This window comes from Chengkuizengella sp. SCS-71B (genome assembly GCF_040100845.1).
Taxonomy (GTDB): Bacteria; Bacillota; Bacilli; order Paenibacillales; family KCTC-33759; genus Chengkuizengella.
In genome coordinates this window covers 3825962-3851024 of record NZ_JAZHSH010000001.1, presented here as the reverse complement: position 1 = coordinate 3851024, position 25063 = coordinate 3825962, and the positions used below count along the sequence as shown (strand labels likewise).

15 protein-coding genes are annotated in these 25063 nt (G+C 32.7%); 14 read left to right on the top strand and 1 reads right to left on the bottom strand.

Annotated elements, in window-relative coordinates:
- The first annotated feature begins 10 nt into the window (after positions 1–10).
- The 14 genes from VQL36_RS18765 to VQL36_RS18705 all read left to right on the top strand — a co-directional run bounded on the left by VQL36_RS18765 (position 11) and on the right by VQL36_RS18705 (position 23458).
- The gene (locus VQL36_RS18765; RefSeq protein WP_349250764.1) at positions 11–12382 is read left to right on the top strand and encodes an amino acid adenylation domain-containing protein; all 12372 of its coding nucleotides are present in this window, start codon (positions 11–13) and stop codon (positions 12380–12382) included.
- Between the two features lie 52 nt (positions 12383–12434).
- Positions 12435–13727, top strand: a complete 1293-nt coding sequence (locus VQL36_RS18760; RefSeq protein ID WP_349250763.1) for an MFS transporter — start codon at positions 12435–12437, stop codon at positions 13725–13727.
- 51 nt (positions 13728–13778) lie between these two features.
- Complete coding sequence (ectB, locus tag VQL36_RS18755) at positions 13779–15077, top strand: diaminobutyrate--2-oxoglutarate transaminase (protein ID WP_349250762.1); 1299 nt, start codon at positions 13779–13781, stop codon at positions 15075–15077.
- A gap of 96 nt (positions 15078–15173) precedes the next feature.
- Positions 15174–15908: a DUF4097 family beta strand repeat-containing protein gene (locus VQL36_RS18750; RefSeq protein ID WP_349250761.1), complete on the top strand. Its 735-nt coding sequence runs from the start codon at positions 15174–15176 to the stop codon at positions 15906–15908.
- A 216-nt stretch (positions 15909–16124) separates the two neighbouring features.
- Positions 16125–16676 (top strand): TVP38/TMEM64 family protein, encoded by a 552-nt coding sequence (locus VQL36_RS18745; RefSeq protein ID WP_349250760.1) that lies wholly within the window; start codon positions 16125–16127, stop codon positions 16674–16676.
- 662 nt (positions 16677–17338) lie between these two features.
- Entirely contained in the window at positions 17339–18430 is a 1092-nt protein-coding gene (locus VQL36_RS18740; RefSeq protein ID WP_349250759.1) for a bifunctional 3-deoxy-7-phosphoheptulonate synthase/chorismate mutase, read from the top strand.
- A 158-nt stretch (positions 18431–18588) separates the two neighbouring features.
- Positions 18589–19095, top strand: coding sequence for an undecaprenyl-diphosphatase (locus tag VQL36_RS18735; protein ID WP_349250758.1), 507 nt, complete (start codon positions 18589–18591; stop codon positions 19093–19095).
- 357 nt (positions 19096–19452) lie between these two features.
- Positions 19453–19626 carry a hypothetical protein gene (locus tag VQL36_RS18730; protein WP_349250757.1) on the top strand — a complete coding sequence of 58 codons (174 nt, stop codon included), beginning with the start codon at positions 19453–19455 and terminating at the stop codon, positions 19624–19626.
- A 2-nt stretch (positions 19627–19628) separates the two neighbouring features.
- Positions 19629–19799 (top strand): double zinc ribbon domain-containing protein, encoded by a 171-nt coding sequence (locus VQL36_RS21195; RefSeq protein WP_413789537.1) that lies wholly within the window; start codon positions 19629–19631, stop codon positions 19797–19799.
- 17 nt (positions 19800–19816) lie between these two features.
- Positions 19817–20356: a GNAT family protein gene (locus tag VQL36_RS18725; RefSeq protein ID WP_349250756.1), complete on the top strand. Its 540-nt coding sequence runs from the start codon at positions 19817–19819 to the stop codon at positions 20354–20356.
- 19 nt (positions 20357–20375) lie between these two features.
- On the top strand, positions 20376–20543 hold the full coding sequence (locus VQL36_RS18720) for a hypothetical protein (RefSeq protein ID WP_349250755.1): 168 nt from the start codon (positions 20376–20378) through the stop codon (positions 20541–20543).
- A 49-nt stretch (positions 20544–20592) separates the two neighbouring features.
- Positions 20593–21111, top strand: coding sequence for a GrpB family protein (locus VQL36_RS18715; RefSeq protein ID WP_349250754.1), 519 nt, complete (start codon positions 20593–20595; stop codon positions 21109–21111).
- Between the two features lie 122 nt (positions 21112–21233).
- A complete protein-coding gene (locus tag VQL36_RS18710; protein ID WP_349250753.1) occupies positions 21234–21647 on the top strand; it encodes a GNAT family N-acetyltransferase in 414 nt (137 codons plus the stop codon).
- 467 nt (positions 21648–22114) lie between these two features.
- Positions 22115–23458 (top strand): GH1 family beta-glucosidase, encoded by a 1344-nt coding sequence (locus tag VQL36_RS18705; RefSeq protein ID WP_349250752.1) that lies wholly within the window; start codon positions 22115–22117, stop codon positions 23456–23458.
- A gap of 119 nt (positions 23459–23577) precedes the next feature.
- Here VQL36_RS18705 and VQL36_RS18700 read toward each other — a convergent pair whose 3' ends face one another.
- Positions 23578–24936 carry a sodium:alanine symporter family protein gene (locus tag VQL36_RS18700; RefSeq protein WP_349250751.1) on the bottom strand — a complete coding sequence of 453 codons (1359 nt, stop codon included), beginning with the start codon at positions 24934–24936 and terminating at the stop codon, positions 23578–23580.
- Positions 24937–25063: the final 127 nt, after the last annotated feature.

Here is a 25063-nt window from a genome sequence, read left to right as displayed (position 1 = left end):
AGTGGTAAACATGAGTACTAAATTGGAAATAAAAAGTGTTTATAATTTAAGTCCAATGCAAGAAGGTATGCTGTTTCATTCTTTATTAAACCCTGATTCCCCTGCTTATTATGAACAGCTTTCTTGTACGATTAACGGTACAATCAATGTACAAATTTTAGAACAAAGCTTTAATTTATTAATTGAAAAATATGATATTTTAAGAACAAATTTTATGTATGAAAATATTCAAAAGCCAATGCAGATTGTATTTAAAGAAAGAAAAATTAACATTACTTTTAAAGACCTTTCTAATATGGATGAATTACAACAAAAAAATGAAATTGACCTTTATAAAAAAAATGATAAAAATAAGGGTTTCGATCTCTCGAGAGACTTTCTGCTCAGAATGTCAGTATTCAAAAAATCAGAATGTGATTATGAGTTGATATGGAGTTATCATCATATTTTGATGGATGGTTGGGGTTTACAAACGATCGTCCAAGAAATTTTTGAGACATATCATCAATTAAGACGGAATTTGCCGGTTGTTATAGAAGATGTACCTGTTTATTCAGAATATATTAAATGGCTAGATCAACAAGATCATGATCAAGCACGTTTATTTTGGAAAAGTTATCTTAAAAACTATGATACAAAAGCAATGTTGCCAAAGAACAATGTTGATCATAAACAGGAGTTATATCATCAGGAAGAAACGATAATTAAATTGAACAAAAACAGAACTGAAAAATTACAAAACATAGCAAAAAAGTACCAAGTAACTTTAAATGTATTGCTTCAGGCATCATGGGGTATCTTATTGAGTCAATATAACAATACAAAAGACGTTGTATTTGGAATGGTTACATCCGGAAGACCTGCGGAGATAGAAAATATAGAAAAAATGATAGGGTTATTTATCAATACAATTCCTGTAAGAATTAACTATAAAAATGGAATTACTTTTGCTCAATTAATTAAACAAATACAAGAGACGTCCATTGAACAGAGAAATGTTGATTTTTTCCCACTTGCTGAAATTCAGTCTGGTTCCTCTTTAAAACAAGATTTAATAGATCATATTTTTTGGTTTCAAAATTTTGAAGACGAGTCCTTAAACTCCGTTGATCATGAAGAATTTCAAATTGTAGACTATGAGGATTTTGAGCAAACAAACTATGACTTTAATGTTGTTTTTATGCATAACGATAGTTTAGAGATGAAGTTTAAATATAATGCTGCGATGTATAACAAACGCACGATCGATCGTATTGGAAGTCATTTTCAAAACATATTAACCACGATTACTGAAAATCCAGACGTTGAAATACAGAGTATTCAAATGGTAACTGAAGATGAATTAAAGCAAATTACTGTTGAATTTAACAACACTTCTATGAAATATCAGCATCACAAATTAATACATCAACTTTTTGAAGAACAAGTAAAACGAGATAAAAACAAAATTGCCGCAGTATGTGGTGATCAAAAGATTACATATGGGAAGTTAAATGAAAAAGCGAATCAACTTGCTAATACACTTCGTTCACATGGAGTGAATTCAGGAAGTTTAGTCGGAATTATGCTGCATCGTTCTATTGATATGTTGGTTGGTATATTTGGTGTGTTAAAGGCAGGAGGTACATATTTGCCGATAGATCCAGAACATCCTTCACAAAGAATACAATACATGTTAAAAGATGCACATGCAGAAATTGTACTTTTACATCCTGGTTTTAGGGAAACTACTCTTGATACAGGAACGAAATTTTTATATTACGAGGATCGTTTATTTACTGGTGAATCTAATAATCTTGTACATGTTAATAGATCGGAAGATCTTGCCTATACGATTTACACTTCTGGTTCAACGGGCAAACCAAAAGGAGTGATGATATCACATCAGGCAATTCATAACTTTATAGAAGCCATGTGTGTTGAAATTCCATTTAGTCCTAATAAATCGATTTTGGCGTTGACGACGATATCTTTTGATATTTTTGTATTGGAAACGATCTTGCCTTTAGTAAAGGGTTTAAAAGTTGTGATTGCAGATGAGGATGAACAAATGGATCCAAAGGCGTTAAATGAACTGATTGTAAATCACAACGTTGATATGATTCAGATCACTCCTTCAAGACTGAAAATGTTGATCACGCAGGATCCAAAAATGATTTTCTTGAAACAAGTTAAGGAAATCATGATTGGAGGAGAAGCTTTACCTGTTCATTTACTTGAAACTTTAAAGCAATTCTCCAATTTAAAAATATTTAATATGTATGGACCAACAGAAACAACCGTGTGGTCTTGTGTAAGCAACCTCACAGAAAAATTAAAAGTCGACATAGGTAAGCCGATTGCGAATACACAGGTTTATATTTTGGATGAGAATAATCATTGTAAACCAATGGGTGTGCCTGGGGAATTATGCATTTCAGGTGATGGACTTGCGCTTGGATATTTAAAAAGAGAACAATTAACTGCTGAAAAATTTACCGATCATCCATTTATACAAGGTCAGAAAATATATCGCACTGGTGATTTAGGCAAGTGGTCTGATGATGGAACTATAGAATATATGGGGAGGACGGATTTCCAAGTTAAAATTCGAGGATACAGGATTGAACTTGAGGAGATTGAAACCGTTATTTTAAGCAATAAATTTGTGCAGGAAGCTGTAGTGATAGGTAAAGAAGATACATATGGCAGTCAATACTTGTGTGCTTATTATGTATCTAAAGAAAATGTTTCAAGAGAAATCTTAATGAATGAACTTACAAAAGAATTGCCAGATTACATGATTCCATCCAGTTTTATATGTTTGGATAGTCTCCCTTTGAATCAAAATGGGAAAGTCGATCGTAAAGCATTACCTGAACCAGATTTATTGGTAAACTCAAAGGAAATTTATGTTGAACCACAGCTTACTACTGAAAAGAAATTAGCACAAATTTGGGAAGAGATATTAGGTGTATCCAAGGTGGGTCTGAACGATCATTTTTTCCACCTAGGTGGTCACTCTTTAAAATCAATTACTTTGTATACGAGAATTAATAAAGAATTCAACTCAAATTTTCCTTTAAAAGAAATATTTAAGACTCCTATATTGAGAGATATGGCAAGTCGAATCATGTTTGCGGGAAAAAAAGTATACGATTCAATAGAACCAGTAGCTAAAGCAAATCACTATGCTCTTTCATCGGCTCAAAAGAGATTGATGATTATAAACCAAATTGAAGGTTACAATAAGGCCTATAATATGCCATTTGTATTAAAGCTTGAAGGGGATCTAAACACAGAAAAATTGAAGACAGTATTTAAAACCCTAATTCAAAGGCACGAAACCTTTAGAACATCTTTTAAACTGAAAAACGAAGAACCTGTACAGGAAATAAGGAATGAAGTGACATTTGAAATAGAACAATTCAATATTCAAAACAATGATCAACTAGAATATGTATTGGATCGCTTTATCGTACCTTTTGACTTGCAACAAGCCCCTCTTCTTCGAGTATGCCTTGCTAGAGTTGGAGAAAATACTAACTACTTGATAGGGGATATGCATCATATTATTTCTGATGGAACATCCATAGGCGTGCTTGTAGATGAATTCAGCAAGTTATATAACGATGAAGAACTAAATGAGTTATCAATACAATATAAAGATTTTACGGCATGGCAAAATCAAAGGGCGGAATCGTTGAATGATCAGAAAAAATATTGGATTGAACAATTTTCAGGAGAACTTCCGGTATTAAATATGCCTACTGATTTTCCAAGACCTCAAATTCAAAGCTTTGAAGGGGATCGATTATCCATTCGCTTGGATCATGATGTAATTTCCAAATTAAATAAAAGATGTTTTGAAACTGAAACCACATTAAATATGATGATGTTATCCGCTTATTACATTTTATTGTCAAAGTATACAAGACAAGATGATATCGTTGTAGGATCACCTATTAGTGGAAGATCTCATGCTGATTTAGAGAATATGATGGGGATGTTCGTAGGCACATTAGCACTAAGGAATTACCCTAAGGGTGAGAAAACATTCAAGGAATTCCTCAATGAAGTAAAAGATAACTTATTGCATGCGCTAGAAAACCAAGAATATCAGTATGAGCAATTGATAGAACAATTAGATATTGAAAGAGATTTAAGTCGAAATCCACTATTTGACACTATGTTTGCAGTTCAAAATATAGAGATCGATCAAATGAATATAGAAGGTTTACAAGTTGAGACAGTGCAAATAGATTCTAAAACTTCTAAATTTGATCTTACTTTTACAGTAGAAGAAGATGAGAGAGGAATTTTATTAGAAGTAGAGTATGCTACAAAACTGTTTAAAAAGGAAACAATAGAAAGGTTAGCTAATCATTATATTCATATTTTACATGAGGTTATCCGTGATTTAGAGATCAACATATCAGAGATTGACATGTTGTCAAATGAAGAGAAGAATCAGATTTTTAATCAATTTAATGATACAAAGAGAGAGTATCCCAAAGATAAAACGATTCAACAATGTTTTGAAGAACAAGTAGAACGAAATCCAAATGTTATAGCCATGGTAAGTGGGGATATAAAGCTCACTTATAAAGAACTAAATGAGAAAGCAAACCACCTTGCTCTGTTATTAAGAAAAGAGGGTGTAAAAGCGGATAGCATCGTTGCTATTATGCAAGAACGTTCTATGGAATTGGTGATAGCGATGTTAGCGATCCTCAAAGCAGGTGGAGCATATTTACCTATTGATCCAGAGTATCCTGTGGAGAGAGTGGATTATATATTACAAGATAGTGGAGCAGATATATTACTTACTCAATCAATATTCAAAAGTGAAATGGATACAAAATTGAAAATGATCGAACTTGAACAACCAGAGAGCATGAAAAATGAAGCAGAAAATCCTAAGATTCAAAATAGGGTAGATCATTTATCTTATATCATTTATACATCTGGTTCTACAGGAAAACCTAAAGGTGTGATGGTAGAGCATCAAAACGTGGTTCGATTAGTTAAAAATACGAATTATGTATCCTTTGATGAAGGGGATCGAATTTTGCAAATCGGAGCACAGGTTTTTGATGCATGCACTTTTGAGATTTGGGGTGCACTTTTAAACGGTTTGGAGCTTTACATCGTTGATCAATTTACGATATTAAGCCCAAACAAACTAGAAGAAGCTTTTAAAAAGTATAAAATTACAACGATATTTTTAACCTCTCCTTTTTTTACTCAGTTGTCTCAGTATAAACCAGAAATGTTTGCAGGGATTAAAACCCTACTAGTCGGAGGGGATGTTATATCACCTAAAAATATGAATGAAGTGCGAAAGAAATGTCCAGGTTTGCAATGGGTACATGTTTACGGACCTACAGAAAATACGACCTTTTCTACTTACTTTAATGTTGATGAAGACTATGATGTGAATATTCCTATAGGTTTTCCTATTCATAACTCTACTTCCTACATCGTAGATCAATATGGGAAACTTGTGCCAATAGGTGTACCTGGTGAAATCTGGGTTGGAGGGGACGGTGTAGCAAGAGGATATAAAAATCTTGAAGAGCTGACTTCAACACAGTTTATTACCGATCCATTTGCACCAAGTGGAAAGTTATATCGAACAGGAGATATGGCAAAGTGGCTGCCAGATGGAAGTATTGAATTTATTGGTAGAATTGATAAACAAGTAAAAATTAGGGGATTTCGAGTAGAAGTTGGTGAAATTGAAAGTCAAATTTTGACTCATCCTTATATTGAAGAAACGGTTGTAGTTGTATATGAACAAAATCAAAGTAAATCCTTATGTGCTTATATTGTGTTAGAAAAAGAGCTTTCCCTATTTGAAGTAAAAGAATATTTAAAAGAAAGATTACCAGAATATATGGTTCCTTCTAGTTTTGTATTTATGGATAAGCTTCCTTTAAATCCAAATGGCAAGATTGATCGAAAAGCCTTACCAGAACCTAAGTTAAACATTGAGCAGGAAATCATTCCACCAACAACAGAATTGGAAGAAATATTGGTTGAAATATGGGAGAACGTGCTGGGACTTGAGCCGATTGGTACTCACCATAATTTTTTTGAGCTTGGTGGTGATTCCATCAAAGCAATCCAGATGATATCTAAATTAAATAGTCAGGGTTATACTGTGACGGTTAAGGACTTATTTCAAAATCCTGAGATTATAAAACTTAGTAAATATGTACAACTAGAAAAAAGAGAAGCTAATCAAGGTATCGTTGAAAATGATGTGGAACTAAGTCCCATACAAAAATGGTTTTTTGAGAGTGATTTCACAGAAAAACAATACTTTAATCAGGCGGTAATGCTTTACAGAAAAGATGGATTTGATGTTGAAACACTTCAAAAAGCATTTACGAAAATTGTCCACCACCATGATGCTTTACGAATGATTTATCCAAAAAATGAAGGTAAGTTCAAACAATTTAATCGTGGTTTAGAAGGTCCTTTATTTGATCTCACTGTAGAAGAAATTTCAGTGGGTGAGGAGTATGAATATCATATTGAAAAATCGGTTGAGCGAATTCAAAGCAGCATGAACTTAGAACAAGGTCCATTAGTAAAACTAGGATTGTTTAAAACAAATGAGGGTGATCATCTACTCATCGTCATACATCATTTAGTCATTGATGGTGTATCATGGAGGGTTTTGTTTGAAGATCTTACTTCAACATATATGCAGGTGATGAGAAATGAAACCCTTCAATTGCCTAAAAAAACAGATTCATATTTAAAATGGACAAATGAGTTAAAAGAAATTGCAAATGACACCAAGTTTTTGAGAAAAGAAAAAGCATATTGGAATAAGTTTGAATCTTCTAATATCATTCCTATTCCTAAAGATAACGAACAAGTAGAAAGAAAAGTAAAGGATAACAGGACATCTAAGTTTCACCTGTCTGTAGAGGAAACTACTACATTGTTAACTAGTGTGCACAAAGCTTACAACACAGAGATGAATGATATTTTGTTATGTGCACTTGGTTTAGCAATGAAAAAATGGACAGGAGAAAATCAATTTGTCATCAGTTTAGAAGGTCATGGAAGAGAAGAAATTGTAAAAGGTATAAATATTGGAAGAACGATAGGTTGGTTCACTTCTATTTACCCAGTTCAATTAAATATGGAGCACTCAACAAATCTTTCTAATCAAATCAAACATCTGAAGGAAGAGTTGAGGCAAATTCCTAATAAGGGAATAGGGTATGGAATGATGAAATATTTAACCTCGGATGATACAAAAGCAAAGATAACCTTAGGTATAGATCCTGAAATAAGTTTTAATTATCTTGGACAGTTTGATACAGATGTGAATACACCATTGTTTGAAAGTTCACCTTTCTCAATTGGTGAAGAGATGAGTCCAAACTCAGATAGAAAATATATACTAGATATCATTAGTTCTGTTGAAAATGGGATGTTAAATGTATCAATTACATATGACATCAATGAATATAAAAACGACACAATCACTCATTTTGCTTCGCACATGCAAGAGAGTCTGGATCATATTATACAACACTGTGTTACTAAAGGATTTAAGGAAATCACACCTTCTGATGTGGGGGCAAAGGATCTTTCTATTTATGAATTTGAGTCTATGCCAATTGTAAAATCAGAAATAAAGAGTGTGTATAACTTAAGTCCAATGCAAGAAGGAATGTTATTCCATTCCTTATTAAATCCTGAGTCTTCCGCTTATTTTGAACAATTATCCAGCACGATAAGAGGGGAAATTGAGATCGATATTCTAGAAAAAAGCTTTCATGTTTTAGTTGAAAAATACGATATTCTTCGTACTAACTTTTTACACATCAATTTAAAAAGACCTAAACAAGTTGTATTTAAAAACAAAAAGGTGAAGGTTGAATTTCACGATTTCTCTCACTTACAACATGTTGAACTCCAATCAGAAATACAACATTTTAAAAACAAAGATAAAGAACGCAATTTTGATTTAATTCATGATGATCTTTTTAGAATGTCAGTTTTAAAAATAAAAGATAATGAATTTGAGGTGATTTGGAGTTTTCATCATATTTTGATGGACGGTTGGTGTTTACAGCCGATTACACAAGAACTTTTTGAAATCTACCATAAGTTAAAACATAACGATTCCATTGTATTTGGAGATGTACCTTCATATTCAACTTATATTCAATGGTTGGAAGAGCAGGATCATGAAGAAGCAAAAACGTTCTGGGAGCAGTACCTTAGTGATTATGAAATGAAAGCGACATTACCGACATATCATACCAACAATCGTTTACAACCATATAAACAAGTAAATAAAGTGGAGAAATTAAGCAGAGATACTACACTAAAATTAGAGGAAATGGCCAAAGAGTATCACATTACATTAAACACAATTCTTCAAACTGCTTGGGGAATATTACTCAGTAAGTATAACCATACAAATGATGTAGTTTTTGGTATGGTTACCTCTGGCAGACCTGCTGAAATTAAAGATGTTGATAAGGTTATAGGTTTATTTATCAATACGATTCCTATGAGAATTAAAGTAGAAAGCAAGCAATCTTTTTCAGATTTGATCGCACATATTCATCAAGATTCTATTAAAAAACAGAATGTTGGATTCCTCCCATTAGCTGAGATTCAGTCCTTATCATCTTTAAAACAAGATTTAATCGATCATTTATTTGCTTTTCAAAATTTTGGAGATCAATCTAACCATACCATTGAAAATGATGAATTTGAAATTTTGGAAACTGAAGAATTTGAACAAACCAATTATGATTTTAACATTATGGTTATTCCTCATGATCAACTAGAAGTAAGATTTAAATATAATTCCTCTGTTTATGAACAGCAGATGATCGACCATATTTCAGTACATTTCCAGAATATTCTTCAAATCATAGCGGATGAACCTAATATTTTAATCAAAGACATTGAAATATTATCTGAAAAAGAAAAAGACTTGATTTTAATTGATTTTAATAATACGGAGAATCATTATCCTAAAGATAAAACAATACAAACGTTATTTGAGGAACAGGCACGAAATCATCCAAATAACATCGCAGTTGTTTGTAAGGATGTAAAACTCACTTATGCTGAGCTAAATGAAAAAGCGAATCACCTTGCTTACCGATTGAGGGAAGGAGGTGTAGGAGCTGATAAAGTAGTTGCTATGATGCAAGAACGATCTATTGAATTGATTATAGGAATGTTAGCTATTCTCAAAGCTGGGGGTGCATATCTACCAATCGATCCAGATTATCCATCAGAAAGAGTAGAGTATTTATTAGCTGATAGTGAGGCTGATATCTTACTAACACAAACTGCATACTTGCATAAGGTAAATAAAGAAATTACAGTGATTGAGCTGGAAAAAGCCTACAATATGGAAAATGAAGTACTAAACTTATCTATTGACTATAAACCAGCTCACTTGGCTTATATGATGTACACTTCAGGTTCTACTGGAAAACCAAAAGGTGTCATGGTAGAGCACCAAAATGTTGTGAGGTTAGTGAAAAACACAAATTATGTCACCTTTGATATAGGAGATCGAATCCTACAAACAGGGGCTGAAGTATTTGATGCTTGTACATTTGAAATATGGGGTGCACTTCTCAATGGTTTAGAACTTTATGTGGTGGACAAATATACCATACTAAGTCCTGAGAAACTTGAAAAAACACTTAAAGAGAACAAAATAACAACGATGTGGTTAACCTCCCCATTGTTTAATCAGTTATCCTTGCAAAAATCGAATATGTTTGACCAGTTAAAAACTTTAATTGTTGGTGGAGATGTATTAACACCAAAAAGGATTTATGATGTCAAGAAACATTGTCCTAACCTTACCATTGTAAACGGCTATGGACCAACAGAAAATACAACGTTCTCATGTTGTTATCCAATTCATAAAACTCATGAATCTAATATTCCTATTGGTCAACCCATCCATAATTCAACTGCTTATATTGTTGATCCTTTAGGAAAGCTTACACCTGTTGGTGTACCTGGTGAACTTTGGGTTGGTGGAGATGGAGTGGCAAGAGGATACAAGAACCTTGATATGTTAACCTCAGAAAAATTTATATCCAACCCGTTTGTTGATGATGAACAGAGATGTTATCGAACAGGTGATTTAGCCAGATGGTTACCTGATGGAAATATTGAGTATATTGGCAGAATGGACAACCAACTAAAAATTAGAGGATTTAGAGTCGAGATCGGTGAGATTGAGAGACAGATCTTAAAAAATAATGATGTAAAAGAAACGGTAGTTTTACCAAAAGAACAAAATAACCAAATGAAATATTTAGTTGCTTATATCGTTACAGACAAAGTGTTATCTGTTCAAGAAATGAAAGTGTTTCTAGATAGTAAGCTACCGGATTATATGATCCCTTCTACATATGTGTTTATGGATAAATTTCCATTGAATCAAAATGGAAAAGTGGATCGAAAAGCATTGCCTGAACCTGAATTTGTAGCAAGCACAGATGATGAATATGTTCAGCCAAGAAATGAAATAGAAGAGCAGATTGTGGACATATGGATTGAGTTGTTAAATGTAGAACGTATTAGTATTCATGATGATTTCTTTGAATTGGGAGGTCATTCTTTAAAGGCGATTCAATTGGTTTCAGAGTTAACACAATTAGGTTATCATATTCGTATTAATGATGTATTTTCATATCAAACTCCTGAAAAACTAGCTGAACTTATTCAATTAAACGATAAAAAACAGAAGGTTTATATTGATGATATTTATCAAGCAGAAGAATATATCAATAATCAATTAAAAATTAAAAGTCAACTTTTCCAATTTGATGTTCATGATAATGATAAAACAATGATTGTGCTTTTTGTGGAAGGATTAAATGAGCAATTGATGGATCAAATTGTTTCTTTAGTCGAAGAGCATGTAGATGACAAAATAAGACCACATCATATCGTTGAATGGTCTGAATTAATCCAGCACTCTAATCTTAGTCAACAAGAATTTGATAGGGTCATTCATAATAAACAATCATGTTCTCAAACGATGCTGGATGAAATATTAAATGAAGTTGAAGCAAGGCACCTACACTTGGAAAGGGAGCTGATGAATGGAAAAGTTATGGATATGTATGAGGTATCACCTTCTCAAAAGTATCATTTAGAACAGCAAGATTTTTCAGGAACAGCGATGAAATGGGATAAGTACCTCGATAAAGATGTGTTAGATGAAGCCTTTCTACATCTTTTATCTTCAGAAAGTACAATGAGGAGCACACTAACGATAGATGAAGGTAAATATCATTGGAACGAATATAACCCTGTGTCAGAAGTATACATTCCATTTGTAGATTTATCCTCCTACGGTAAGAAGACAAAACAGAAAATCATCAAGTTTATCATGGATAAGTACTTTTTGAAGGAATATGAAATGGAGCATTCTTTGTTGTTTAGAGCGTGCTTAATTAAAGAAAATCTTAGGGATCACTTGTTGTTGTTACCTTTTTCTCATGTCGTTTTTGACTACATGAGCAGTGAGATTATAAAAAATAAACTAAATAACTACTACGAAAAGATATCTTTAGGACAAAGTGTCAAAATTGAACAAAATAATAGATTTAAATCCTTTATCCAACAAATAAAAAAAGGACCGCAATATATGAGTGATCAACAAATTTTGGATGAATTTAATCTAAAAGAATTTGAAAGTTTAAGTACTCAAATTGAAAAGAAAGTGAAACAATTTGACAGTTCAAAATACACCGTTATTGATTTTGAAACGAGGATTGCAAATGGTTCTTGGCAGATGGGTTCTGAAGAGATATGGGAATTAAGTTTGGACATTTTATGTGACTATTTCCAATCTTATTTTGACATATCTAAAGTTCCGTTTTGGGTAACAAATTATGGAAGGCGTTTTGGTTCAGAAAGCTATTTTAATACAATTGGAGAATTTATCGATTATATCCCTATTTTAGTGAATGGTGAAGCAAGTCTTTATAATAATGCTCAACAAATAAAAGAAAAATTGAAATGGGCACCTGAAAAAAATATTCACTTTGCTAATTTAATGTATAACGATGAAATGAAAAAGGAATACCCAATATCAAACGAACTGTTAAATAAATCATTTAAACAAATTCCGATTAACTTTAATTACTTAGGTGAACTAAAAGTAGAAGATGACGGTTTAAGAGATTTAGATACTGGTCATATTAACAGTGAAAATCGTTCAAGAATCATTAACATGATATCGTATGATCACGAAAAGTTGTATATTTCAGTGATACTACCATATATTGTTGATCAAAATATGGCATTAAAACAATTGCAAAAAGCAGCTATTCGGCACTTAACAAACAAAGGCTATAAAATAAACTTTAATTAGTAGATATATAGATAATTAGTAGATATATAGATATTAGAAAGGAAAAGGGCAAATGTCAGATACTAGAAATATCGTTTTAATCAGTATTAGCCGTTTAATATCTGAGTTAGGTTCCGTAGCATTAAGGTTTGCTCTTAGTTTATATATTTTAGATATTACTGGTTCACCTTTAATGTTTGGATTTGTATTTGGATTTACCTATATACCTGGTGTCCTAGTGAATCTCTTTGCAGGAGTGCTTATTGACAGGAGTAATAAGAAAAAAATATTAATAGCTGCGGATCTATTAAGTGGTATAACCACGATATTATTTCTAGTCTTGTTTCTGGTTCAACCAGCTAATATAGGATTATTAATTTGTTATGTTATTATTCTGTACTCATTTCAAGCCGTATTTTTACTAGCTATGAATGCCTCCATCCCCGAACTCGTTTCTAAGAGTCGGGTGATGGCAGTAAATTCCAATATACAGAGTATTAGTACTTTATTGAGTATTGTAGGACTGTTTGTTGGTGCTTTTGCTTATGGTGCTTTCGGAATTGAAATGGTGTTTTTGATAGACGGAATTTCATTTATTTTGTCCGGCATCATCAATGTATTTTTTGTATTTAGGAAAAAATCAGAGGAGTTTTTGCAAAACAATACCTATTGGGAGAGCATGAAAGAGGTATATCAATATATTAAAAATCGCAACGAGTTAAAATATTTACTTGGTATCTTTCTTGTTATTAATTTTATGTTCGTACCAATCGTAACGTTAGTAATGCCATTTATTATGCGTGAAATCTATGAAATGTCTGAATTTTATATAGCTTTAATAGAGGGAGCACTAGGTTTAGGTCTTATCGTTGGGGCATTATTAGTGGCGATCAAAAAAATAGGTCAGTTTGTTATTAACAAAATATTTATACTATTTCAACTATTAGCTTTTATGACAGTGTTATGGATTTTCCCAGAGCTGCCTTATATATCAATCAGCTCTTCATTGGTAATTTTGCTAGGATATATGATTATATTGACATTTATGGGGATGTTTAATGCTATGGCTAACATACCTATGGTGTCATATGTGCAGATATATATTCCAGAGAAAATGAGAGCAAGTTTTTTTGGAATTGTTACAACAGTAGCTACGATGAGTGTACCAATTGGTCTGTGGATATATGGAGCCGTATTAGAGATGGTCAGTTGGACATATTTAACGACAATTTCAGGTGTCACATTAATAATCATTGGTTTTATAGCACATCGGAATCAGGAACTAAGAGAATTTTTTAGTAGAGAGCAGGATGATCAAGAGGATGTCATAGAACCAAACTCCATAGAAGTTATTGAATCTAACTAAAAAAATTTAACTATAAATGATAAAAATAAAAATTGAGAGGAAGATAAAACAATGAATATTTTTGAAAAAATAGAATCAAATGTAAGGTCTTATTGTAGAAACTATCCTGTCGTTTTTGATAAAGCAAAAGGGGAAATTTTATATTCTAAATCAGGTGAAAGTTACATTGATTTTTTAGCAGGTGCAGGTGCTTTAAATTATGGGCATAATCATGATTACATGAAGAAAAAAATGATTGATTATATTACTTCAGATAAAATTATGCATGGTTTAGATTTATATACTAGTGCTAAAGAGGATTTTATATGTGCATTTCATGAAAAAATATTAAGTCCTCGTCAATTGGATTATAAAATTCAATTTAGTGGGCCAACAGGTGCAAATGCTGTAGAAGCGGCTCTAAAGTTAGCCAGAAAATTTAAAAAACGGACAGGAATTTTTGCATTAATGGGGAGTTTTCATGGTATGACTTTAGGTAGTTTGTCTATATCAAGTAATAAATCAAACAGAGCAGGTTCAGGTTTAGATTTAGATGGTGTTACCTTTATTCCATTTAATCATGGACCATTTGGAAATATGGATACGATCAAATATATGGAATATATTTTAAATGATACGCATTCTGGAATTGAAAAACCAGCCGCTATTATCATTGAAACTGTTCAAGCTGAAGGCGGAGTGAATGTGGCGGACATTGAGTGGTTAAGAAAATTAAGAAAATTATGTGATGAACATGATATTTTACTCATTTGTGATGATATACAAGTTGGTTGTTTACGTACGGGTTCATTTTTTTCATTTGAAAGAGCCAATATCATTCCAGATATCGTTGTTTTATCAAAATCTATTAGTGGATATGGACTACCGATGTCGCTAGTTTTGATCAGACCCGAGTTAGATATTTGGAAACCAGGAGAACATAATGGTACGTTCCGTGGAAACCAACTGGCATTTATTGCTGCAAAAGCAGCTTTGGAAATCATTGAAGAAGAAATGTTAGAAGAACAAGTGAAAACAAAGGAATACTTTATTAAACAGTTTCTCGAAAGAGAAATAAAACCAATAGATTCTTCTATTGAAGTTAGAGGAATGGGAATGATATGGGGCATTGATTTATCAGGTCTTAAAAACGATAACATTACGAGTGCTGTGATTAAGGATTGTTTTGAGCATGGATTGATCATAGAAAGTGCAGGAAGAAACGATCATGTCATAAAAATTTTACCTCCTTTAACGATAGGAATAGAAAACTTAAATGAAGGATGTAATATCTTAAAACAAAGTTTGTTACAAGCAATAGAGAGCGCTAAAGGAACATCAAACATTTCTTTTTCGACAAACATAATCTAGATAAATATTTTGTTAATTTTTTTCATAAATAGAAATAAATAAAATATAATTTGTATATGGAACTAAATTTTATAATGATAGGTGGAAAAAATTTATATGAAAAAGGTTATACTATTATCAATTTTAATTATAGCGATTATTGGTGTTGCAAATCTATTTTGGTTTTTTCAAGGAGAATCGGAGCTTAATTTAGTAGATTTCGAAGTTGAAGAATCACTATCTGTTGCAAATATTGATCATGTTCAAGTTATCTCACCAGTAGGAACAGTTCAAATTGTGCAATCTGAAGGAAATCAAATTGAAGTTCAAATGAAAGGGAAAACAACAAAAAAAACAGAAAACAACTATGAATTAGATGTTGAGGAATCTAATGGTCAAGCCTATATAGAAGTTAAAAAATCTAAAGGGAAATTATTTGACTTGTATACTGAATACGATCTAATCGTAAAAGTGCCAAAAACAGAATTTGCAGAATTTCAGGTACATACGGAGTCTGCAAGTGTTGAAATGAATAATGTATCATCTAATAAATATGTGTTAAAGACAGTAACTGGAGATATGAATATAAGTGTACTACAAGGAGCTTTTGATGTAAGAACAGATACAGGTGAAATCTTATTAGAATTAGAGCAAATCACTGATGATATTGTTGGAAGATCAGTTACTGGTGATATTATGATAAAATCACAGCAACCTCCTGAAGCATTACAAATTGATTTTGATACGGACACAGGGAAAGAATTTATTGACTTACCAAGCTACTTGACAGGGAAAGGTCCCATCATTAAACTTTCTTCAAACACAGGTGATTTGGAGTTAGTAAGTAATTAAAACTGTTCAGTGAATAACGAACCAACCATTGTCTTTAAAACAATGGTTGGTTCTGTTATGTCTTTACAACCTATTTTAATACATTAAAATATATTATTAATTTAAAGCGTTATAGCATTTTGTTTAAACGCTTCGTTGTAATCTTATTTCTTGTTCGTTATAATAAAGTTCGTTGTCGCTGAAGTTTGTAATATAATTCAGTTGAGAGGAAAAAACATGTTGCAACTTGAAATAGCAGCGGAATGGCTCCGTGAATTTGGCGTGTGGGCGATTTTAATAAGTTTATTCATTAATATCATCATTAGTGTTGTTGGTGTATTGCCATCCCTTTTTCTGTCTGGTGCAAACGTGGTTGTTTTTGGTCCTGTTTTAGGTTTTTTTGTATCGGTTATTGGAGAAACACTTGGTGCAGGAGCAGCCTATATAGTATATCGTTGGGGGTTAAGAAAGTGGAAAGGGGATTCTCATTCTTGGAAATGGGTAAAGAAGTTACAAGGAATCTCTAGGAAGAAACAAGCGATTGTTTTATTATCAGCTAGACTTGCACCAATGGTACCGTCAGGAGCTGCTACCTTTGCAGCATCAGCTGTTCAAATGAGGTTATTAGATTTTTTGTTTGTAACCCTTATTGGTAAAGTGCCAACGATATGGATTGAATCGATGATTGGGTATGATTTATACTATATTCAAGAACGGTATGTAAATCTAATAGTTACTTTAAGTATGATCTTAATCATATATATAGTACTGAAAACAAAGGATAAATAAATGGCAACAATCCATTTTTTATAATAATAGATCTATGCACATTTTCCTTGTTTATGGAGAATATATGATACTTTTTAATAATTAATCTTAGACATGAACATATCAAAAAACTATATGTTTAAGATCACTGCGTTTTTGTATAAACGCATAGAAATAAATAGTTGTAATCTTATTGGTTATTCGTTATAATAAGCTTCAATTACAATCTAATACAAAGGTTTAAAGACGTTGAAGGAAAGAGTAAGCGGAGAATACGCCATACAGGGAGGGCAAGTCACTGACTGAAAGCATGCCTTGGAAGTTGTCGCTGAAGTTCACTCTGGAGTCGAACTTTGATAAGTGGAACGGTCAAGACCCGGGTCGAGATGAAAAATGACTGTTTCATGAAAATTAGTTACCGGTTTTCATACCGTTATCATGTTTAAGTGAAAAGCATGGATGTTGCAAATCTTAATACATCGTGTTTTTAATTAGGGTGGTACCGCGGTCTTTCGTCCCTTGAGGATGATAAGGCTTTTTTTGTTTCTAAAATAAATGCTCAAATAGTTAAGTTGAAACCTGCATTAGTGTATTTCTGTAGGAACAAATATATTTAAATTGTGTTGAGAAGGGATGAAATATGTTTTTCTGCGAAAATTAATATAAAATAAGGAGTGATAGAAATGTCTAATATACAATTAGATCATTTAAGGGAAGAAATGGATCAAATAAATAAAGAACTTTTAAAATTAATTTCTAAACGTGCCGATATCGCTAAAGAAATTGGCGATATTAAAGAAGTACAGGGTGTGCCTAAATTTGATCCTGTACGTGAAAATAAAATGTTAGAAGAATTAATTTCTTTAAATGAAGGTCCTTTTAAAGACGGAACGATTCGTCATTTGTTCAAACAAATATTTAAAGCATCTTTAGATCTTCAATCTGAAGAGCATAAAAAACATTTGTTGGTGAGTAGAAAGAAACAGGCAGAGGATACTGTAATCGATCTTGAAGATGGTACTGTGATCGGTGGGAATGAATCCGTATTGATAGCTGGTCCATGTTCGGTAGAAAGTTATGAGCAAGTAAGAGAAGTAGGAGCTGCAATTAAAGCATCAGGTGTACCTGTATTAAGAGGTGGAGCATTTAAGCCAAGGACTTCTCCATATGATTTCCAAGGGCTAGGTGTTGAAGGTTTAGAGATATTGAAAAAGGTTGGGGAGGAATTTGGTCTAACTACTATAAGTGAAATTGTAGATCCTCGTCATATCGAAATGGCTTCAGATTATATTGATATCATTCAGATTGGTGCTCGTAATATGCATAACTTTGAACTATTAAAGGAAGCGGGCGAATCCAACCTACCTGTTTTACTTAAAAGAGGATTGTCAGCTACAATGGAAGAGTTCCTGCATGCTGCGGAATATATTGTTTCTCGAGGAAATACACAAGTTATGTTAATTGAACGTGGAATAAGAACTTATGAAAAATGGACAAGAAATACGTTAGATATTTCTGCAGTACCTATTTTGAAACAAGAAAGTCATTTACCTGTACTAGTAGATGTAACTCACTCAGCAGGTAGAAAAGACATATTACTGCCATGTGCAAAAGCGGCCTTAGCTGCAGGTGCAGACGGTGTCATGGTAGAAGTACATCCTAATCCACCAATAGCTTTGTCTGATTCACAGCAGCAATTGGATATTCCACAGTTTCAAGATTTCTTTAATGAACTAAAAGCATCAGGATTATATAAGTCAACAGTAAGGGCATAAATCTTTTACTAAAATTAAATGAAACAGGCAAGGGGAGATTCCCTTGTCTGTTTTTTAGGTAATGGAGATAGGCAATGAATCGTTTTTTATGTTTTATATTACATGTTTTTTACTTAGGGGGGAATAGTACAAATATCTAAAAAGTTAGGAGCTTTTTTATGGATCATAAAATATCTAGGAATATAAAAAAAGGGAGTTATTCTCTAACGGATTTTCTAATGATACTAATTTCAAATAAGGTTCGATATATGTTTATGTTTATTTTAGGTTTCATGTGGTTTCGAAACCATTCCGATAAAAAAATGGTTAAAAATGCTGTGATATCTTTAACAGTTGCTTTATTGATTAATTCTTTAATAAAATTGTTTTATTATAAACCACGACCGTTTATGAAACACCGTATTCGTTTACTTATTCCCTCAAAGATGGATTCTTCATTTCCTAGTAAACACACTATACTTATGTTTGCCATTTCTACTACCGTTTTTCTTTGCAAACGTGCCCTTGGATTAATTATGTTAGGACTATCTGTGTTAACAGGAATATCACGAATTTGGGTAGGGCATCATTACCCTTCTGATATTATTGGGAGTGCTATTCTCGGAAGCTTAACAGGTATCGTAATTGAAAAAATGTCACGTTTCTCTAAATTTTTCTACAAATAGGAGTCTCCTTTTTCACAATCCTATGAATATCCAACCCTTGATAAATCAAAAAGCTTAAAGCATAAGCAATGAAAAAGCTGATGAAGACTGAAAAAGCCATCCATTTTATCTAAGCACTTCTAAAAACCTGAATCTTCTAATACCAACTCTAGCAATTGAATTGTACATATAAATTTCTTTTTAGCTGAGAAGCCTGAGAAGCATCAATAATATTTAATATTTTTGAAAATTTTTTGCTTGATCCTTTTTACCTGTGTTTGGATTTCCGTTATAGCTGGGATTTTGGGATATTTGTGAGAAGGAAGAGTGAGATTAGTGTTATAATATGGGATAGTTTATGAATGAGGTGAAATGATCATGGGATTGATTTATATCATAATTACGTTTTTATTCTTTCTCATACTTTATGTAGTCATTCAATCTGCAATCAACAATTCAGAACTAACTGAAACATTAAAACAGTTAAATCAAAAGTTAGAAAAGAGTGGTTTAATTCAAGAAGAAAGTCGGAAGAGGAAGAATATCTTCTAACTGTGAAATATGATAATTGTCCTGATTGCAATAAAAAAATACTCTTAAATGAAGAAAAGTGTCCTAAATGCGGACTATTAATAGCTAAAGAAAGCTGCCCGGCTTGTGGAACTCAAGTATTTTTGAACAATAAAGAATGTAATTCATGTGGATTGAAATTACGTGATAGTTAACGATTGGAGTTGGAATCATGTTTAAACATATCATTGATGAAAATTTGGATATAAGGATACTAGAACTTCGACATGCTGAACAGCTGTTTGATCTAGTTAGTTGTAATCAAGATTATTTATCTGAGTGGTTACCTTGGGTACAAGGAAATACAATAGATCATACAAAAGGGTACATTGAAGCAGCACTTCAAAAATTCGCAAATAATGATGGGATTGATTGCGGAATTTTTTTTAAAGATCGGATTGCTGGTTGTATAAGTTTACATAGACTAGATTGGTTAAATAAAAAAACTTCTATAGGATATTGGTTAGATGAGTCATTACAAGGTAAAGGGATAATGACCAAAGCTTGCAAAGCTATGATAAACTACTCATTTAAAGATTTACAATTAAACCGAATAGAGATACGTGTTGGTGTAAACAATTTGAAGAGCAGAGCGATTCCTGAAAGACTTGGTTTTGATTTGGAAGGTACGATTCGCAAAGCAGAATGGGTAAATAATCGTTATATTCATCATGTTGTTTATGGTTTGTTGAAAGAAGATTGGAATAACTAATAAGTTAGGATGGACTCAAATGAATATTTTTGTTGTTTTACTAATTCTAGCGGGATTAATTGTAGGTTTTATAGTAATTATAGAACATGTGGTGCGTACGGCAGTGGATACATCAAAAATGGCAACTGATGTGAAAGAAATCAAACGTATGCTAAAATCATTCAAGGAATCACAGTTTGAAGAATGACTATAAAACATTAATTTTGGTTTAAAAATAATGGGAGGGGAGAGTATATATGAGGACAATTAAAGTAGTTCCTTATCAGGATGAGTGGGTAAATAAGTTTCAAGAAGAGGCGTTGAAAATAAAAGAGATATTCGGAGATCAATTAGTAGAAATTCATCATATAGGCAGCACCTCCGTTCCTGGTTTAAAAGCCAAACCTATCATTGATATCATCCCAGTAGTAAAAAATATTAAAGAAATAGATTTATTCAATGAAAAAATGGAAGCTATCGGCTATGAAGCAAGAGGAGAGTTTGGTATTCCAGGTCGCAGATATTTTCCTAAGGGCGGAGAAAAACATCGATCACATCATGTACATGTATTTCAAAAAGGTGATCAACATATAGAGCGTCATTTAGCTTTTCGTGATTATTTAATAGCTCACCCTGAAGTTGCAAAAGAATATGAAGTTTTAAAAGAAGAATTAGCAAATAAATTTTCAAACAATCCTGAGCGATATTCAGATGGAAAAGAAACATTTATTAAAGAAACAGAAAAGAAGGCATTAAAATTTTATAGTGAAATGTAATATTGATTCAGTAAAATCAGATAAAACAACTTATGTATACTCAGATTTAGTAAAATCAGATTAGATAAAACAACTTTTGTATACTCATCTTTATTTGATAAAAACCAAAGGAGTCAAATGGAATGATAAATGTAAAAAATAAATTAGACCAGTCAGAAATTATTGAATTACTTGCCCTTTGTACTTTCTCAGATTCCAATAGATTAGAAGAAACAATTCAAAATTATAAAAACGAAAATGATGTTGAAATATATGGATTTGAAAAGGAAGACAAGGTTGTGGGAATCATAGGTTTCCAAATAAATGAAACCCAGATGGAGTTAAAACATATCGCTGTTTCACCACCGCAACGATATAAAGGAATAGGAAGCTTAATGATCAATGCGATGATAAACTTAAAAAAACCAACTCAAGTTATGGCTGAAACGGATGATGATGCAGTAGATTTTTATCGCAGCAGTGGTTTTACAGTATATAGCTTAGGTGAAAAATTCCCTGGAGTTGAGAGATATCGTTGTGAATTTGAGGTAGAGTAAGTAGAGTTAAGTAAATAAAGGTATCTGACGGTCTTATTTCATAATTTTTATGGATTTTATTAAAATAGCGGGAAATAACGGTCTTATATCAATGGTTTTATGCAAATAATGCAAAAATCGATCAAAATTGAGTTAAATAAGACCAAAATTTCCACTTATTTTAATTTAGTATGGTGAATTTACATAAATAAGACCCTAAATTCCCGTTAATTCATGTAGTACCAACTCTCACACTTTTTGTCCATCATAAAAGTAATAGCTATTAATATCAGAGCTTTTCTTCTTCAGGTTATTATTGAATCCCAAAATAGCATAAATGAAAACCTAATATGGCAATATCAATACTACTTAATATTCTTTATAATAAAGTTCAGATGAGATTTGCAATTCAGTTTAAAGTATATGAAAATATACATGTTATTTTCTTTTGCTGAACAATAAAATTAAATATTTTATGAGGTGGAATAATGACAATACTACAATTCCCAAATGATTTTAAATGGGGAACTGCAACAGCAGCCTATCAAATCGAAGGGGCTTATGATAAAGACGGAAGAGGAATGTCAATCTGGGATACATTTTCTCGAATTCCTGGTAAAGTCTTTGAGGGTGACAACGGAGATGTAGCTTGTGATAGTTATCACCGTTATGAAGAAGATATTCAATTAATGAAACAATTAGGGATCAAAGTGTATCGTTTTTCTGTCTCATGGCCGAGGATTTTTCCTAATGGAACGGGTGAAGTCAATCAAAAAGGTTTAGAATATTATCACAATTTTGTAGATAAATTATTGGAAAATGGCATTGAACCGTATTGTACATTATATCATTGGGATTTGCCTCAAGCCTTGCAGGATCAAGGTGGCTGGGAGAATCGTGAAACCATCGATGCTTTTGTGAATTATGCAGAGTTAATGTTTAAAGAGTTTTCTGGAAAAATTAATAACTGGATGACTCTAAATGAGTTGTGGTGTATTTCATTTTTATCAAATTATTTAGGGATGCATGCACCTGGAAAGCAAGATTTACAAGTTGCAGTGGATATCGCTCATCATTTATTAATGGCACATGGTAAATCTGTAAGCAAGTTTAGAGAACTTGGATTAAAAGGTCAGATTGGTTATGCCCCGAATGTAGAGTGGAGAACACCATACAGTAACAAACAAGAAGATGTAGAAGCAGCCAATAGAGCTAGAGGTTGGTTTGTAGAGTGGTTTATGGATCCTGTATTTAAAGGAGTATACCCGCAATTTATGGTAGATTGGTATGAGCAAAAAGGTGTGAAATTGAACATTCAACCTGGAGATATGGAAGCTATTAATCAGCCCATTGATTTCTTAGGGATTAATTATTACACAGGTAGTGCAACCAAATATGTTGAGGGCTCAGGGTTATTAGATAATGAACACGTAGATATTGGTCATGATCATACAGATATAGGTTGGGATATTTATCCTGAAGGGTTATATCATGTGTTAACGTTTATAACTGAGCGATATGGACAGGTTCCAATTTATATTACTGAGAATGGTGCTTGTTATAATGATGAACCTAAAAATGGTATAGTGAATGACGATCGTAGAATTACGTTCCTAAAAAAACATATTCTCCAGCTTCACCGTTGTATTGAGTCTGGAGTTAATTTAAAAGGATACATGTGTTGGTCAATGATGGATAACTTTGAGTGGGCATATGGTTATAGCATGCGTTTTGGATTAGTCCATGTCAATTATCGCACATTGGAAAGAACACCAAAAGAAAGTTATTACTGGTATCAGAAGTTAGCCAAGAATAACTATCTGCAAATTTAAATACAGCAATGAAGGCACTCTTTCAATAAGGGTGTCTTTTTAAAATAGTTTATTCTAAAAAAACAAAACCGACCGTAGACGTACGATCGACTTTGCTAGAATTGTATAACATTAATAAATTATGATTTTGCTTGATTACTTATTTTTTTCTCCTTTTCCTCTTTTAATACTTCTAAGAATTTTTTCGTTTCATAAACGACTACACCTGATAATCCAAGCAATCCAATTAAGTTCGGTATCGCCATCAATCCATTCATTATATCTGCAATGCCCCAAACGGTTTCTAAAGTCAACACAGCACCAAAAAAAGCTGATACGACAAACAATGTACGATATAAATACTTCATAGCAGGATGCTTAATCAAGTATGTAAAACACTTCTCTCCGTAATAAGACCAACCTATAATCGTAGAAAAAGCAAAGAATACTAGACCGATGGCAACAATAGTAGATCCTGATGAACCTAAGAATAATTCAAATGTGTTTGTAGTTAACTCAGATCCCTCTAAATCCCCTTTGTATAAGTCCCCCATGACAAGGGCAATTCCTGTTATTGAACAAATGATAATTGTATCGATAAATACTTGTGTCATTGAAACAAGGGCTTGACGACCTGGATAGTCTGTTTTCGCTGCGGCTGCAGCAATAGGAGCCGAACCTAAACCAGCTTCATTGGAAAATACACCTCGAGCAACTCCCCAGCGAATGACAGCACCAAGTGCGCCCCCTGCAACTGCTTGCCCCGTAAAGGCATCTGTGAAAATAAGAGCAATTGCATTTGGAACTAATTCAGCATTTAAAATAAGGATGATTAAACCAGCACCGACATAAAATAGTGCCATAATTGGAACGAAGAAGGCTGTAACTCTTCCTATGATTTTAATTCCTCCAATAATGACTAAACCAGTTAACACGGCTAATATAGGTCCTGTGGCAAGAGGTGGAATAGAAAAAGTAGACTCTAGTGCACCAGCAACTGAATTAGATTGAACCATATTCCCAATCCCAAAAGCAGCAACTGCTCCAAATAGTGCAAAAAGAATGGCAAGCCACTTTTGTTTTAAACCTTTCTCAAGATAATACATAGGGCCACCTGACATTTCTCCATCTGCATTCTTTACACGATATTTTACCGCTAAAATCGCTTCTGCATATTTTGTTGCCATTCCAAATAATGCGGTCATCCACATCCAAAATACAGCACCTGGACCACCTAACATCACTGCAGTAGCTACTCCGACAATATTTCCTGTCCCAACCGTTGCAGCAAGTGCAGTCATAAGTGCTTGAAAGTGAGAGATATCTCCTTCAGATTTCTTATCTTGGTTTCTAGTAAAAGCAAGTTTTAAAGAGTACGGCAATAATCGTAGTTGTAAAAGCCCTAGACGAATGGTTAAATATATTCCAGTTCCAACAAGTAATACAAGAAGTGGTGGTCCCCAAACAAAATTTGAAATTTCACTAATTACATTTTCCATGATTCCTTTTACCTCCTCTTAAAAAAGCTTGTATTAAAATTTCTTATTTAATAGTTATTAGAGGTATGGATGATTTAGAATTAGAAAAACGCTTCATATGATGGAAAGTCCAAATTAGGAGTAGAGA

Bases quoted from the DNA above. Each gene is read 5' to 3' on its own strand.
- VQL36_RS18765 (WP_349250764.1), top strand. From the start codon at position 11: ATGAGTACTAAATTGGAAATAAAAAGTGTTTATAATTTAAGTCCAATG.
- VQL36_RS18760 (WP_349250763.1), top strand. From the start codon at position 12,435: ATGTCAGATACTAGAAATATCGTTTTAATCAGTATTAGCCGTTTAATA.
- ectB (WP_349250762.1), top strand. From the start codon at position 13,779: ATGAATATTTTTGAAAAAATAGAATCAAATGTAAGGTCTTATTGTAGA.
- VQL36_RS18750 (WP_349250761.1), top strand. From the start codon at position 15,174: ATGAAAAAGGTTATACTATTATCAATTTTAATTATAGCGATTATTGGT.
- VQL36_RS18745 (WP_349250760.1), top strand. From the start codon at position 16,125: ATGTTGCAACTTGAAATAGCAGCGGAATGGCTCCGTGAATTTGGCGTG.
- VQL36_RS18740 (WP_349250759.1), top strand. From the start codon at position 17,339: ATGTCTAATATACAATTAGATCATTTAAGGGAAGAAATGGATCAAATA.
- VQL36_RS18735 (WP_349250758.1), top strand. From the start codon at position 18,589: ATGGATCATAAAATATCTAGGAATATAAAAAAAGGGAGTTATTCTCTA.
- VQL36_RS18730 (WP_349250757.1), top strand. From the start codon at position 19,453: ATGGGATTGATTTATATCATAATTACGTTTTTATTCTTTCTCATACTT.
- VQL36_RS18725 (WP_349250756.1), top strand. From the start codon at position 19,817: ATGTTTAAACATATCATTGATGAAAATTTGGATATAAGGATACTAGAA.
- VQL36_RS18720 (WP_349250755.1), top strand. From the start codon at position 20,376: ATGAATATTTTTGTTGTTTTACTAATTCTAGCGGGATTAATTGTAGGT.
- VQL36_RS18715 (WP_349250754.1), top strand. From the start codon at position 20,593: ATGAGGACAATTAAAGTAGTTCCTTATCAGGATGAGTGGGTAAATAAG.
- VQL36_RS18710 (WP_349250753.1), top strand. From the start codon at position 21,234: ATGATAAATGTAAAAAATAAATTAGACCAGTCAGAAATTATTGAATTA.
- VQL36_RS18705 (WP_349250752.1), top strand. From the start codon at position 22,115: ATGACAATACTACAATTCCCAAATGATTTTAAATGGGGAACTGCAACA.
- VQL36_RS18700 (WP_349250751.1), bottom strand. From the start codon at position 24,936: ATGGAAAATGTAATTAGTGAAATTTCAAATTTTGTTTGGGGACCACCA.